Here is a 14,779-nt window from a genome sequence, read left to right as displayed (position 1 = left end):
GTGCGCGCTGACCAAAAAGCAGTCGTTCCTTACGGCAAACCTGCTGACGTTCAAGACCGCCGACGGAGCGGATCCGAACATCGCCCCGGAAGGCGACGTGTACGAGTTCGTGCTGACTGGCATAAACGAGGGCGACCAGTCGGTCGAGGGCGGCGGCGAGTTCGTCACCGCGTTCTCGGACGACGACAACACCCAGAAGGTGCTCGAGTACATGTCGACGCCCGAGTTCGCCGACGCCCGTGTCAGCCTCGGCGGCGCGATCTCGGCCAACACCGGCGCAGACCCGTCGCTGGCCTCCAGCCAGTTCCTGACCGAGGCCATGGAGCTGCTGCAGGATCCGGCGACGACGTTCCGCTTCGACGCGTCCGACCTGATGCCGGCCAGCGTCGGTTCGGGTTCGTTCTGGCGCGGCATGGTCGACTGGATCGACGGAAAGCCGACGCCGCAGGTCCTGGCCGACATCCAGGCCGGCTACCAGGACTGAGCAGCACACCCCGGCCCGGGTCGGCGCGCGATGCGCCGGCCCGGGCCGAGGTGACGGTATCCGTCGACGATGACGGGGGAAGGGTCAACATGTCGCACACCGCAACCACTCCGACGCAGCAGACTCAGGCGCCACCGCCGCATCCGCCGTCGAAACAGCCCTCGCAGACGACGACGCGCATCGTCGCCGCGATCGGCGGGATCCTCATCGTCGCGCTGGTGATCTTCATCCTCATCGGCGGCCCGCAGCCCGACGCGAAGCCGGTGTCGCTCGGGTTCTCGTTCAACTCGTTCTTCCGGTGGATCGGCGAGATGGGTCCGATCGTGCAGATCCCGCTCGTGCTGGTGATCTTCGCCGCCGTGATCGGGGTCCTGCTGCTGCTCATCGAGTACGCGCCACGGCACGGCACGGGCTATTTCTGGCTGCGCCTCATCACGAGCTTCGCGATCCCGCTGCTCGCGTTCATGATGCTGCGGCCGTACCAGAACGCCGTCGTCTACGTGGTGATCATCGCGCTCATCGCGGGCGGCCTGCTGTTCTACATGGATTACCGGGCGCGCCAGGGCGCCGGCTACCTGTACCAGCTCACGCTGTTCCTCGCGCCGGCGATCATCCTGCTGCTGGTCGGCCTCATCTATCCGGCGATCTCGACGATCGTCCAGTCGTTCTACGACAAGACCGGCGACAACTTCGTCGGCCTCGACAACTACCACTGGGCGTTCACGAACCCGCAGGGCTTCTGGTCGATCATCAACACGCTCATCTGGGCCGTGTTCGTGCCCGTCTTCGCGACGGTCGTGGGCCTGGCCTATGCGGCGTTCATGGAGCGGGCTCGCGGCGAGCGGCTGCTCAAGGTGCTGGTGTTCCTGCCGTTCGCGATCGCACCGGTGAGCATCAGCCTCATCTGGAAGTTCGTGTACGACTACCGGCAGGGCAACCAGATCGGCCTCCTCAACGCGATCGTCGTCGCTTTCGGCGGCGAGCCGGTGCGGTGGCTCGACACGTGGCCGCTCGTGAACACGTTCTGCCTGCTCATCGCGTTCGTGTGGGCGCAGACCGGCTTCGCGATGGTGATCCTCTCGGCGGCCATCAAGGCGGTGCCCGTCGAGCAGATGGAGGCGGCGCAGCTGGACGGCACGACCGCCTGGCAGCGGTTCATCAATGTGACCGTGCCCGGCATCCGCACCTCCATCGTCGTGGTGCTCACCACGATCACGATCGCGGCACTCAAGCTGTACGACATCGTCGCGGTCATGACCGGCGGCCGGTCGAACTCGACGGTGCTGGGCTTCGAGATGGTCAATCAGCAGCAGCGGTTCCAGAGCTACGGTCACGCCGCGGCGCTGGCGGTGCTGATCTTCGTGTTCGTCTCGCCGCTCATCGTCTACAACGTCATACAGCTGCGCAAGCAGAGGGAGGTGCGGTGATGGCCGCCGTCGATACCGCCGCGACGCCGAAGTTCGACCGCGCCGCCGCCCGCAAGGTCGCCCGCGAGACACGCCGCAACGAGGCGCAGGCGCAGAAGCGCCTCACCTCGCCCATCGCCACCGTGATCGCGATCCTGATCGCGTTCCTCTGGACGATCCCGACCCTCGGCCTGCTCATCACGTCGTTCCGCCCTGGTGCGGACTCGGCGTCGACGGGGTGGTGGACGGTGTTCACCAACCCGGACTTCACGCTCGGGAACTACCAGGAGGCGCTGACCTCGGGCGGGACGGCACTGACCCTCGGGCAGTCGTTCCTCAACTCGCTGGCCATCACCATCCCGGTGACGGTATTCGTGATCTCGATCGCGGCGCTCGGCGCGTACGCCTTCGCGTGGATGGACTTCAAGGGGCGCGGGTTCCTGTTCGTCGCGATCTTCGCGCTGCAGATCGTGCCGATCCAGATGGCGCTGGTGCCGCTGCTCAGCCTGTTCTCGCGCGGGCTCGAGATCGCGGGCGTCGGGATCTTCCCGGGACTGGAGCTGCGCGAGATCGACCACAGCTTCGCCACCATGTGGATCGCCCACGTGATGTTCGGTCTGCCGCTGTCGATCTTCCTGCTGCACAACTTCATGGCCGAGATCCCGTCGGACGTGATCGAGGCGGCGCGGGTCGACGGTGCGGGGCACGGGCAGATCTTCTTCCGGATCATCCTGCCGCTGTCGATGCCGATCCTCGCGTCGTTCGCGATCTTCGAGTTCGTGTGGGTGTGGAACGACCTGCTGGTGGCGACGATCTTCGCTCCGACATCGTCCTTGCCGATGACCCAGACGCTCAACTCGCTGTCGGGTTCGTGGGGCGATCGCTGGTACCTGGTGTCGGCGGGCGCGTTCCTGGTGCTGGTGGTGCCGATGATCGTGTTCCTCGCCCTCCAGCGGTTCTTCGTCCGCGGGCTCATGGCGGGTGCGACGAAGGGCTGACAGACCCCGGTCAGTGGATGCCTCGACCCCGCGCCGTGCGCAGGGCCGAGGCATCCTCTTGTCCGGCGCGGGGGATCGCTAACCTGATCGCATGGACGCCTCAGCCGCCGCTCCGGCCGCCCCTGCGCTGGACCCGGGTCTGAGCGCTGCGGAAGTCACCGAGCGGGTCGCGGCGGGACGCACCAACGCCCACACCGCCGACACGAGCCGGAGCGTCTGGAACATCGTCCGGGCGAACGTGTTCACCCTGTTCAACGGGATCGTGTTCGCGTGCTTCTTCGTGCTGTTCCTGCTGGGGCGCTGGCAGGACGCGCTGTTCGGCATCGCGGCCTTCGCGAACTCGATCATCGGCTGCGTGTAGGAGTTCCGCGCCAAGGCGGCGCTCGACCGCCTCGCCCTGCTCAACGCACCGCGGGCCCGCGTGCGCCGCGACGGGGCCGAGTCCGACATCGCGCCCGGCGACGTCGTGATGGACGACGTCCTGGTGCTGCGGGCGGGCGACCAGGTGCCGGCCGACGCGGACGTCATCGAGAGTCGCGCGCTGCAGATCGACGAGTCGATGCTGACGGGCGAATCCGACGCGGTCGACAAGCAGCCGGGGGATGAGGCGCTGTCGGGTTCGATCGTCGTGGCGGGGGAGGGCGCCGCACGCGTGACCCGGGTCGGGGCGGACTCGTATGCGAACCGGTTCGCCGGCGAGGCCAAGCGCTTCTCGCTGGTGGCGTCCGAGGTGCGCAACTCGGTCAACCGGGTGCTGAAGTGGATGAGCTGGATCATCGGGCCGGTCGGCCTGCTGGTGTGCAACGCCCAGATGATGGTGTTCGGCGGCTGGGTCGCCGCCTTCGAGAGCGGCGACTGGGTGCAGGCCATCGTCAACTCGATCGCGGCGATCACGGCGATGATCCCCCTCGGCCTCGTGCTGATGACCTCGATCGCGTTCGCCGTCGCGGCGGCGAAGCTCGCGTCGAAGCAGGTGCTGGTGAACGAGCTGCCCGCGGTCGAGGGGCTTGCCCGGGTCGACGTGATCTGTCTCGACAAGACCGGCACGCTGACCGCCGGCGAGATCGCGTTCGACGCGCTCCGGCCGCTCGGCGGCGCGGTCCCCGGCCAGGACGCCGTGCTGGGCTGGTTCGGCGCGGCGCCCGATGCCAACGCCACCGCCCGGTGCCTGCGTGAGCCGTTCCCGGTCGCGGCGCCACTGGACGCGGCGAACTACATCCCGTTCTCGTCTGCCCGCAAGTGGAGCGCGGTCTCGTTCGCCGCCGGTCCCGCGGGCGCGTGGGTGCTGGGCGCCCCTGAGATGGTGTTCGGGGATGCCGCCACCGATCCGTCCGGCGAACTCGGCCGCGTCGTCACGGAGCTCGCGTCGACCGGGCGGCGCACGCTGGTGCTGGCCCACTCCGACCAGGCCATCACGGCGGCCGACGTCGACGACGAGCGCCGGCCGGACGGGCTCGTCGCGGCCGCGGTCGTGACGTTCCAGGAGCAGGTGCGGCCTGACGCTGCGCAGACCCTGGAGTACTTCGCGGCGCAGGGTGTCGGCGTGCGTGTGATCTCGGGCGACAACCCGCGCACGGTCGCCGCGATCGCCCGCAGCGTAGGTGTCGACGTCGACGAGGGGTTCGACGCGCGCCGGCTGCCCGACGACGACGCCGAACTGGGGGAGGTGCTCGAGCGCAACCTGGTGTTCGGCCGGGTCACACCCGAGCAGAAGAAGCGCATGGTCGTCGCGCTGCAGCAGCGGGGACACACGGTCGCGATGACCGGCGACGGCGTGAACGACGCCCTCGCGATCAAGACCGCGGACCTCGGCATCGCGATGAACTCGGGTTCCGCCGCGACGAAGGCGGTCGCGCGCATCGTGCTGCTGGACGGCCGCTTCTCGCACCTGCCCGAGGTGGTCGCCGAGGGACGGCAGGTCATCGCCAACATCGAACGCGTCTCGATGCTGTTCTTCACCAAGACGGCGTACGCGACGGGGCTCGCCGTGCTGTTCGGGCTGCTCGTGCTGCCCTTCCCGTTCCTGCCGCGACAGCTGTCGATCACGGACGGCCTGACGATCGGCATCCCGGCGTTCTTCCTGGCACTGCTGCCGAACACGCAGCGCTATGTGCCGGGATTCCTCCGGCGCTCGCTCAGCTTCGCGATCCCGGCGGGGGCGATCATCGCGATCTCGCTCACGCTCTACTCGCTGGCCGCCACGGCCATCGGGATCGGCCAGCCGGAGCTGCGGACCGGCTCGACGATCATCCTCGCGATCGTCGGTATCTGGGTGCTGACGGTGCTGTCGCGGCCGATCACGCGCCTCAAGGGGCTCATCATCGGCGCGATGTTCATCGGACTCGTCGGCGTGTTCACGATCCCGTTCCTGACCGAGTTCTTCCAGCTCGTCGACCCCGGCGAAGAGGCGGCGTGGCTCATCGTGGTCGTGACCGCGCTCACGATCGGCGCGATCGAGATCGTGCGCTTCTTCCACCGGCGCTACGTCGCGAAGTCGCTCGCCGAGGTGTGATCAGCCGGCGGCGGTCGGGTCCGGCGCCGCCTCGATCGTCGAGCGCGCGAAGTGTCGTGAGCCCGGCGGCGCCCACAGCGCGACGAGGATCAGGGCCTCGATCGCGAGGTCGATCATCGAACCCCAGTCCCACCCGTCGGTGGTCAGGATCGTCATCACGCTGAGGGCGATCAGCAAGCCGAGGTAGATCGTGGCGAACGTGCGCGACAGCCGGCTGCCGCGGGCGAGACCGGAGGCCATTCCGATCAGCAGCAGGCCGAAGAGGATGATTGCCGCGCCGAGCAGCGAGACCCGCAGCACGTCGGCCTCGGCGACCTCGTAACGGCTGAGCAGCACCAGCACGCCGAGCGCCACGTTGGCGAAGGCGCTGAGATAGACGAGCACGACCGCGATCGTGACGATCACGGGGCGCCGCCGCCGCGGCTGCACGGCGGGCACGGACGGGTCGGCGGTCACGCGACCACTGTAACGAGCCGGATCAGCCGGAGCAGCCCAGCCGCTTCTGCATCGACGTCATGGCGTCGATCTCGGCCGTCTGCCCGGTCTTCATCGCCTCGGCGACCTCCAACGCCCGCGGGTCGCTGCCGAGCTCCAGTAGCGCCTCGGCCATCGGGATCGCGCCCTGGTGATGGCGGATCATGAACGTGAGGAACCGGCAGTCCGCGTCGGTGCCGGTGGCCGCCTGCAGCGCGGCGATCTCGGCGGCAGACGCCATGCCCATCGCCTCGCGTGCCTGCTCGTCGGTCATCGGCTCGGACGATGACCCGCCGTGCTGATGGCCGGACGCGGTGCCCATCCACTGCATCATCGGGCCGCCGGCCTGGGGGAGGCCCCACTGCACGAGCCAGTCGAACATCTCGCCGCGCTGTGCGGCCTGCGAGGTCGCGATGTCGTAGGAGAGAGCGCGCAGCTCCGGGTCGTCGGTCTTGCGGTAGATCTCCATCGCGAGTTCGATCGCCTGCGCGTGATGCGCCTGCATGTCGCGGGAGAAGCCCGCCTCGGGTGAGGAGCTGCCGGGTGTCGACGCGGCGGACTGCGTGCCGAACATCGTGAAGCGCCCGACGGCGAAGCCGAGCGCGCCGATCAGCACGAGCGCGACGGCGATGACGATCCATCGCTGCGTGCGTCCGGCCGAGGGCGCGTCCGACATCGGTGTCGCCTTATTTCTTGCCGGGGGCGTCGAGCCCGCCGGTGCACATGGCGTTCGGCTCGGGCGCGTTCGTGGAGTGCCAGTAGGCGGTGATGAACTCCTTGATGCGCGGGTCGTCGGCCGAGTCGACCTTGAGCTGCGCGTTCCACGCGCTCACCGCGATGGGGGTGTCCATGTCTTCGTACGGCGACATGGTCGCGAACGTCGAGGGCATGAGGGCCTCGAGCTTCGCGATGTCGTCCTCCGACACCTGCGCCGGGTCGTAGGTCAGCCACACGGCGCCGTGCTCCAGGTCGTGCACGGCGTTCTCGTTGGGCACCGGCTGGGTGTAGATGCCGCAGTTGAGCCAGATCGCGTTGTGGTCGCCGCCGGCGGGCGGGGTCTGGGCGTAGTCGACCGTGCCCTCGACGTGCGTCGCGGTGTTGTCGAAGGTCTCGACGCCCTCGATGCCGCTGCCGTCTCCGTCGCCCCGCGCGTACGTGGGAGCGGGAGCAGGGGCGAAGACGAAGGATGCCACGATCGCCGCGACCACGAGGACCGCCGCCGTCGAGCCGACGATCCACCACACGAGCTTGCTGCGGCGACGCTTGGCGAGCTGCTTCTGGTACTCGGCGAGCTTCTCCTGGCGCTTCTGCTCGCGCTGCTGCTTGACGCTGAGGTTGATCTGCGCCTGAGTGGCAGGGTTGCCGCTCGTGCGCTTGTCGGCGGGGGTCGGGGTCGGGGTCATGTGCTCGATCTCGGCTCGGCCGCCGGGCGCGGGGGCCCGCGGGGCAGGGGTGCTGGACTGCCCTCAGCCTATTCGCCCGAATGTAAGGAGAGGCTGAGAACCACCCGACAGCGAGATGCTTGCGGGCGGGGCCGGGGCATCCGGTATCCTGGACGTTCGAATCGATTCGACTCTCCCTGGCGCACCGCCCCGAAACGAAACACGCTGTTGCTCGATACCGCCTCCGTCCCTGTCCAGAAGCCCGAAGACCGCCCCACCACGGATCCTGCCGCCGCCCTGCGCCCGGCGCCCCGCACCGACACCGGTGCCATCCGCGCCCTCGGCAGCAACCCGGCCACCGCGCCGATCGTCCTGCACCCCGGTGACTCGATCCCCCACCGCCGCAGGGTGCTCTACATCGTGCTGCTCGGGGCGCTCACGGCACTCGGTCCGTTCACGATCGACCTCTACCTGCCCGCGTTCCCGGTGCTGGAGGAGGACTTCCAGACGACGGCAGCGCTCATCCAGCTGACCCTCACGGGCACCATGATCGGCTTCGCGCTCGGGCAGCTGGTGGTGGGGCCGCTGAGCGACAAGGTCGGCCGGCGCGTTCCGCTGCTCAGCGTGACGGCCCTGCACGTGCTCGCGAGCACCGCCGCGGCCCTCGCGCCGACACTGGAGCTGCTCTCTGCTGCGCGCGTGCTGCAAGGTGCGGGAGCCGCCGCGGGCGGTGTCGTCGCCGCGGCGATCGTGCGCGACCTCTTCGGCGGACGCCGGCTCGTCGTGATGCTGTCCCGCCTCGCGCTGGTCTCAGGCGTCGCGCCCGTGCTCGCCCCGCTCGTCGGCTCGGCCCTGCTCGCGGTCATGCCGTGGCGCGGCATCTTCGTGGTGCTCGCCGTGTACGGCGCGGTCATGCTCGTGTCGGCGATCATCTTCCTGCCCGAGACGCTCCCCAAGGCCCGGCGCAGCGAACGCGGCACGACGACGGTCTGGCAGCGGTATCGCAGCGTCTTCAGCGACCGCGTGTTCATCGGCGTGCTGATCATCGGCGGCATGACCTTCTCGGGGCTCTTCTCGTACCTGTCGAGCTCGTCGTTCCTCTTCCAGCAGAGCTACGGCTTCGACGCGCAGCAGTACGGCATCCTGTTCGCCGTCAACTCGCTCGGCGTTGTCCTGGGCGTGCAGACCGCGTCGCGCCTCGCGGCGCGCTTCGGCCCGCAGTGGGTGATGGCCTGGTCGACCGCGGTGCTCGTGCTGGCGGCATCCGCCATCGTCGTCACCGACCAGCTCGGCCTCGGCCTGTGGGGCACCATCGTGCCGCTGTGGGTCTTCATCGCGGCGTGCGGCTTCACGTTCCCGTGCGTGCAGGTGCTGGCGCTCGACCGTCACGGCAAGGCGGCGGGCACCGCGCAGTCCATCATCGGCGCGACCAACTTCGGCGTCGCGGGTCTCGTGTCGCCGCTCGTCGGCTGGATCGCGCGGGATGCCGGCATCACGGCGACGACGATGGCCTCGGTGATGGTCGGCTGCGCCCTCGTGGGCGTGCTGTCGCTGTGGCTCATCGTACGCCCGCGCACGGTGGAGCGCCTGGCGCCCTGACCTCCTCAGCGCACCGGCTGCAGGCGGAAGAGCCGCACGGTGCGCCCGGACTCGCGCTCGTAGTTGCGGTAGCCCGGCCACTGCGCCTCGATGCGCGCCCACACGGCGTCGCGCTCGTCATCGGGCACGATCGTCGCGCGGACCGGCATCCGGCGTCCGCGGACGGTGATGGCGGCGTCGGGATGCGCCAGCAGGTTCGCGGTCCAGGCGGGATGCCGGGCGCCGGCGAAGTTCGTGCCCGCAACGATGGCGCGCCCGCGTCCGTCGGGCGTATACATGAGCGGCACGTCGCGCGGCTCGCCCGAGCGCGCGCCGACCGTGTGCAGGACCAGCGACGGGACGAGCAGCGCGCTGACCTGCACGCGACCCCGTGACAGCCACGCGACCGCGCGCTCGACCGGGGGCAGCAGCACAGGCCCGAGGAATCGCCGGAACACGCGGGTGCGGGTCAGCGGGGCGATCAGGGTGCGCAGCACATCCACGGCGGCGGTCATACCGACATCCTGTCCGGTCCGTGTCAAGCCTGCGTGGACGCCGCACCCGGACCGCCAGAATGGGGCGATGACGGACGTGCAACAGGTGAAGGCGAGTCCACGGGTGGCGAGGACCGTCATGGTCCAGCTGGTCGTGGGCGGGCTGCTGACGCTGGCCTCGATCGCGCTGGGGTGGTGGATCCTCGTTCGAGGTGTCCATCCGTTCCCGATCGACGAGTGGTGGAACGCGCTGCTCGGGGAATGGTGGAATCCCGTGCTGGCCGGGTTCTCGAGGGTCATGGACTGGGTGGGCGGCGGCTGGGTGGGCGTGCTCGCCGTGCCGATCGCCGGGGCCGTCGGTCTCGTGGTGCTGCGCCGGCCCTGGGCGGCCGCCTACTTCCTGGCGGCCGAGGCGGTGTCGGCCGGGTTCGTGCAGGTGCTCAAGCACGCGTTCGGGCGCGTGCGTCCCGAAGACATCCTCGTCATCTCGGACTACGGCTCGTACCCGTCCGGTCACGTCGCCAACGCCGCGACCATCGCGGTCGCCGCGTTCGTGATCTTCCCGCGCGCGTGGGTCGCCGTCGTGGGCGCTGTCTGGGTCGTGCTGATGGCGTTCAGCCGCACCTATCTGCACGCGCACTGGCTGTCAGACACCGTCGGCGGCGCCCTGGTCGGCGCCGGTGCGGCACTGCTGGTCGCGGCGGCCTTCGCCGTCCCGCTGACCCGCGAGAGCGGCGTCCCCACGGCCCCCTCCACCCGCGGCTGACGCATGGAGCGAAGCCTCTGCCCGCGCGGGCCGGCCACCGCGCGAGACGCCTCGCTAGGCTGAGCGCATGCCAGCGCCCGAGTCCGACTCCACCGCATCCGACCCGGCCGTCGCGGCCGCCGAGGCCGAGCTCGCCCGGCTCCGCGCAGAGGCGGAGGCCGCCGAGGCGCAGCTGAAGGCCGCGCAGGCCAAGGCAGCGCTCGCCGCCGCGGAAGCAGAGGCGGCGAAGGCCCGCGCAGGCGGGGGAGTCGGGGCTGCGGCATCCGTTCCCGCGCCCGACGCGCCGCCCGCTCCCGTTCCCGCTTCCTCGGACGAGGGCCGGGGCGCGGCCGCGGAGAAGACCACCGCGGCGGACCCTCAGCCGGTGAGCCCCGAGCAGTCCGCCGCCCCGGCCGAGCCCGTCGACGGCGCACCCCTCGATGCGGGCGAGGTGGCCGCGATCGTCAAGGGGTACACGTTCGAGGCGGCGACGCTCGATCTCGGCGCCCTCGTCAACGGCGAGCCTGTGGCAGAGGCCCAGATCCGGATCCCGCTCGGCATGATGAACCGTCACGGTCTCGTCGCAGGCGCCACCGGCACCGGCAAGACGCGCACGCTGCAGGGCCTCGCCGAGCAGCTGGCAGCGAAGGGGGTGCCGGTCTTCGCCGCCGACATCAAAGGCGACCTGTCGGGCGTCGCGACCCCGGGCGAGTCCAATGAGAAGCTGCTGGCCCGCACGCGGGCGATCGGGCAGGACTGGAAGCCCGAGGCATCGGTCACCGAGTACTTCGCGCTCGGCGGCGTCGGCAAGGGCGTCCCGGTGCGTGCGACCGTGTCGGGCTTCGGGCCGCTGCTGCTGAGCAAGGTGCTGGGACTCAACGCCACGCAGGAGTCCAGCCTCGGCCTGGTGTTCCACTACGCCGACGCGAACGGGCTCGCGCTCGTGGACCTGTCGGATCTGCGCGCCGTGCTCACCCACCTCACGAGCGACGAGGGCAAGGCCGAGCTGAAGGAGCTCGGAGGGCTGTCGGCCGCGACGGCGGGCGTGATCCTGCGCGAGCTCATCACCTTCGCGGATGCCGGAGCCGACGTGTTCTTCGGCGAGCCCGAGTTCGCGGTCACGGACTTCATCCGCACCGCGCCCGATGGGCGCGGGTACATCAGCCTGCTCGAGGTGCCCGGGGTGATCGACAAGCCGGCGCTGTTCTCGACCTTCCTCATGTACCTGCTCGCCGAGCTGTTCGAGATCCTGCCCGAGGTGGGGGATGCCGACAAGCCGAAGCTCGTGTTCTTCTTCGACGAGGCGCACCTGCTGTTCAAGGACGCGTCCAAGGACTTCCTCGCCGCCATCACCCAGACCGTGCGGCTCATCCGCTCGAAGGGCGTGGGCGTGTTCTTCGTCACGCAGACCCCGAAGGACGTGCCGTCGGACGTGCTCGCCCAGCTCGGCTCCCGCGTGCAGCACGCGCTGCGCGCGTTCACCCCGGACGACGCCAAGGCGCTGCGCGCCACCGTCGGCACCTACCCGAAGTCCGGCTACGACCTGGAGCGCGTCCTGCAGGAGCTCGGCACGGGCGAGGCGATCGTCACCGTGATGAGCGAGAAGGGCGCACCGACCCCCGTCGCCTGGACGCGACTGCGGGCACCGCAGGGCCTGATGTCGCCGACGCCCGACCCTGCGATCGAGGCCGCCGTGAAGGCCTCGCCGCTGCTGGCGAAGTACGGCACCCCGATCGACCGCGAATCGGCGCGGGAGATCCTCACCGCCAAGATGAAGGCGGCCGATGACGCGGCCGCCGCGGAGGACGCGGCTCTGGCGAAGGCCAAGGCCGACGCCGAGTACGCGAAGCAGAAGGCGGCCATCGACAAGCAGCAGGCCGCTGCCGACAAGGCGGCCGCGGCGGCCGAGAAGAAGGCGCAGCAGGAGTACGAGCGCCTGCTCAAGAAGACCGCCGGCACGACCCGCACGTCGCGCAGCGCACAGAAGTCGCCCATCGAGCAGATCCTGAACTCCAAGTCGACGCAGACTATCCTCGGGGGAGTGATCCGCGGGATCTTCGGCACCGGCAGGCGCTGAGCGTCCCCGCCCCGCGGATCGACCTCCTCGATCCCGGAAGGCCTTCGCGTGCGCAGACCGAAGACCGTCGCCGTGCTCGCGGCCGCCGTCCTGGCAGCCGCGACCGGGGCGACGCTCGCCGTGCTCGGCGTGCCCGTCGGCGAGTCGTCGCCTGCCGAGGCCGTGCCCAGCGCGCGTCCGTCGGCGGACGCGGCGGGCGTGACGGCATCCTCCTCGCCCGTCGCGATCGACGACACGGTGACCGCCGACGACTACTGCTACGTGGAGGCGATGATCTACTACCGGGTCAAGGAGGAGGAGCTCGCCCGAACGCTGCTGCGCAAGGACGGCGTCGCGGCGGACGCGCGGGCGTTCGCCGAAGACCTCGTCGCCGCGGATCTCGCCGAGCTCGACGGCCTGCGCGAATGGTACGTGGCGTGGGCGCCGGCGCGTCCGCTCGAAGCTCCCGCCGACGGCCCGTGCGGCGGTCACGGTTCCGATCACGCGCAGATGCCGGGCATGCCGACGTGGTCGGTCGAGCAGGGCCTGGTCGACGCGCAGTCGCCCGACGCGGAGCGCCGGTACGCCGAGATCGCCCGCGACCAGAACGCGGGGATGGTGGCCCTCGTCACACTGATCCTCGAGGGCCATCCCCACCCGAAGGTGCGGGCGTCGGCCGAGGCGGCGCTCGAGCGCGAGCGGGCCGACGCCGTCACGCTCGCGGGTCTGCTCGCGCCCTGACGAGGCATACCCTGGGGGTATGGCGACGAAGCCCCCGGCAGCCGACATCGACGAATCCCTCGTGCACGTGACGCGACCCAAGAAGGTCGCCGTGGGCGTGCCGGCCGTGCTGCACGCGCTGCAGATCGCGAACGAGCAGATGGGCGTCGCGCGGTCTGTGCAGACGCTGCTGCGCGTCAACCAGAAGGACGGGTTCGACTGCCCCGGCTGCGCATGGCCCGAGGAGGACAAGCGGCACATCGCCGAGTTCTGCGAGAACGGCGCGAAGGCCGTCGCGGAGGAGGCGACGCTGCGTCGCGTCGGCCCGGAGTTCTTCGCCGAGCACTCGATCGGCGAGCTGCGCGCGCACGATGACTGGTGGCTCGGCCAGCAGGGGCGGCTGACGCATCCGATGCTCCTCGAAGAGGGCGCCCCCCACTACCGCCCGATCGCGTGGGGCGACGCCCTGCAGCTCGTGGCCGACGAGCTGAGCGCCCTCGACGACCCCGACGAGGCCGTCTTCTACACGTCGGGGCGCACGTCCAACGAAGCCGCGTTCCTCTACCAGCTGCTCGTGCGCGGCCTGGGCACGAACAACCTGCCCGACTGCTCGAACATGTGCCACGAGTCCTCGGGCTCGGCCCTCACCGAGACGATCGGCATCGGCAAGGGCACGGTGTCGATCGACGACATCCACCAGGCCGACCTGCTCATCGTCGCCGGGCAGAATCCGGGCACCAACCACCCGCGCATGCTGTCGGCGCTCGAGAAGGCCAAGCAGCGCGGTGCCACGATCATCGCCGTGAACCCGCTGCCCGAGGCGGGGCTGCTCCGCTTCGAGAATCCGCAGACCGTCCGCGGCGTCGCGTTCGGCGGAACGCCGCTCGCCGACGGCTTCGTCCAGATCCGCCTGGGCGGCGACCAGGCGCTGTTCCAGGCGATCGGCAAGCACCTGCTCGAGGCCGAGGAGCGCGACGGCGGGGTGCTCGACCACGAGTTCATCGCGGCGCACACGAGCGGCTTCGAGGCGTACCGGGACGCGATGCGGAAGGCCGCGTGGCCCGAGCTCGTGGCCGCCACCGGCATCCCCGAGGACGCGCTGCGGCGCGTCGCCGAGGCGGTGCGCACCTCGAAGGCCACGATCGTCTGCTGGGCGATGGGGCTCACGCAGCACAAGCACTCCGTCGCGACCCTGCGTGACGTCGTGAACGTCCTGCTGCTGCGGGGCGACATCGGCCGACCCGGTGCCGGCGTGTGCCCGGTTCGCGGGCACTCCAACGTGCAGGGCGACCACACGGTCGGCATCTACGAGAAGCCGTCCGAGGCGTTCCTGTCGGCCCTCGACGGCGAGTTCGGCTTTGCGGCGCCGCGCGCGCACGGCTACGACACCGTCGAGGCCATCCGCGCGATGCGCGACGGCCGCGTGCGGGTGTTCCTCGGCATGGGCGGCAACTTCGTGTCGGCGACACCCGACACCGCGGTCGTCGAGGCGGGCATGGCGAACGTCGGGCTGACGGTGCACGTGTCGACGAAGCTCAACCGGTCTCACGTGGTCACGGGCCGCCGTGCCCTGATCCTGCCGACCCTCGGGCGCACCGACCGCGATCGGCGCACCGGGGTGGACGGGTCGCTGCGCGAGCAGCGCGTCACCGTCGAGGACTCGATGGGCGCCGTCCACGCGTCGCGCGGCCGGCTCGCGCCGCCGTCCGAAGAGCTGCTCAGCGAGGTCGCGATCGTGGCGCGGCTGTGCGCGCTGGTCTTCGGCAACGAGGATGCCGCCGCAACCCGTGCGCCCGGGACCGCCGTGGCGAACACCGACCACGCGCTCCCCGAGCACGGCGCCGCAGAGGCCGAGCGGCCCGACACCGCGGCGGTGCGGCATCCCCGCAACGTCCCGCACGCGGACTGGGCCGCGCTCGAGGCGGACTAC

General features: G+C 70.4%; 11 protein-coding genes and 2 pseudogenes. 9 read left to right on the top strand and 4 right to left on the bottom strand.

From position 1 onward, the window contains the following. The 4 genes and pseudogenes from ACTHNQ_RS08140 to ACTHNQ_RS08125 all read left to right on the top strand — a co-directional run. A pseudogene (locus ACTHNQ_RS08140) lies at positions 1-484 on the top strand (carbohydrate ABC transporter substrate-binding protein); the annotation flags it as partial. An 89-nt stretch (positions 485-573) separates the two neighbouring features. Beyond that, positions 574-1,911 carry a carbohydrate ABC transporter permease gene (locus ACTHNQ_RS08135; RefSeq protein WP_440332670.1) on the top strand — a complete coding sequence of 446 codons (1,338 nt, stop codon included), beginning with the start codon at positions 574-576 and terminating at the stop codon, positions 1,909-1,911. Further along, entirely contained in the window at positions 1,911-2,888 is a 978-nt protein-coding gene (locus tag ACTHNQ_RS08130) for a carbohydrate ABC transporter permease (protein ID WP_440332669.1), read from the top strand. Before ACTHNQ_RS08135 ends, ACTHNQ_RS08130 begins: the two co-directional genes overlap by 1 nt. A gap of 91 nt (positions 2,889-2,979) precedes the next feature. Next, positions 2,980-5,400 (top strand): annotated as a pseudogene (locus ACTHNQ_RS08125) (HAD-IC family P-type ATPase). On the opposite strand, the gene ACTHNQ_RS08120 reads toward ACTHNQ_RS08125, so the two are convergent. The 3 genes from ACTHNQ_RS08120 to ACTHNQ_RS08110 are packed head-to-tail and all read right to left on the bottom strand — an operon-like array spanning position 5,401 to position 7,277. Further along, the gene (locus ACTHNQ_RS08120; protein ID WP_440332667.1) at positions 5,401-5,856 is read right to left on the bottom strand and encodes a hypothetical protein; all 456 of its coding nucleotides are present in this window, start codon (positions 5,854-5,856) and stop codon (positions 5,401-5,403) included. 22 nt (positions 5,857-5,878) lie between these two features. After that, a complete protein-coding gene (locus tag ACTHNQ_RS08115; RefSeq protein WP_440332665.1) occupies positions 5,879-6,550 on the bottom strand; it encodes a DUF305 domain-containing protein in 672 nt (223 codons plus the stop codon). 10 nt (positions 6,551-6,560) lie between these two features. Continuing rightward, complete coding sequence (locus ACTHNQ_RS08110) at positions 6,561-7,277, bottom strand: DUF3105 domain-containing protein (RefSeq protein ID WP_440332663.1); 717 nt, start codon at positions 7,275-7,277, stop codon at positions 6,561-6,563. A 207-nt stretch (positions 7,278-7,484) separates the two neighbouring features. Here ACTHNQ_RS08110 and ACTHNQ_RS08105 point away from each other — a divergent pair, with 207 nt between their 5' ends. After that, on the top strand, positions 7,485-8,855 hold the full coding sequence (locus ACTHNQ_RS08105) for a multidrug effflux MFS transporter (protein ID WP_440332661.1): 1,371 nt from the start codon (positions 7,485-7,487) through the stop codon (positions 8,853-8,855). 5 nt (positions 8,856-8,860) lie between these two features. Here ACTHNQ_RS08105 and ACTHNQ_RS08100 read toward each other — a convergent pair whose 3' ends face one another. Further along, on the bottom strand, positions 8,861-9,349 hold the full coding sequence (locus tag ACTHNQ_RS08100; protein ID WP_440332660.1) for a nitroreductase family deazaflavin-dependent oxidoreductase: 489 nt from the start codon (positions 9,347-9,349) through the stop codon (positions 8,861-8,863). A gap of 67 nt (positions 9,350-9,416) precedes the next feature. On the opposite strand from ACTHNQ_RS08100, the gene ACTHNQ_RS08095 reads away from it, so the two are divergent. From ACTHNQ_RS08095 to ACTHNQ_RS08080, 4 genes are all read left to right on the top strand, one after another. Continuing rightward, positions 9,417-10,094, top strand: a complete 678-nt coding sequence (locus ACTHNQ_RS08095) for a phosphatase PAP2 family protein (RefSeq protein ID WP_440332658.1) — start codon at positions 9,417-9,419, stop codon at positions 10,092-10,094. Positions 10,095-10,161: 67 nt separating this feature from the next. Further along, positions 10,162-12,150, top strand: coding sequence for a helicase HerA-like domain-containing protein (locus tag ACTHNQ_RS08090; RefSeq protein WP_440332656.1), 1,989 nt, complete (start codon positions 10,162-10,164; stop codon positions 12,148-12,150). A 48-nt stretch (positions 12,151-12,198) separates the two neighbouring features. Further along, positions 12,199-12,870 carry a DUF305 domain-containing protein gene (locus ACTHNQ_RS08085; protein ID WP_440332655.1) on the top strand — a complete coding sequence of 224 codons (672 nt, stop codon included), beginning with the start codon at positions 12,199-12,201 and terminating at the stop codon, positions 12,868-12,870. Between the two features lie 19 nt (positions 12,871-12,889). Beyond that, a partial coding sequence (locus tag ACTHNQ_RS08080; protein WP_440332653.1) for an FdhF/YdeP family oxidoreductase occupies positions 12,890-14,779 on the top strand: 1,890 nt, incomplete at its 3' end.

This window comes from Microbacterium sp. (assembly GCF_051953575.1).
GTDB lineage: Bacteria > Actinomycetota > Actinomycetes > Actinomycetales > Microbacteriaceae > Microbacterium.
Note: the sequence above shows the minus strand (reverse complement) of the source record. Positions and strands in the feature narration are given on the sequence as shown.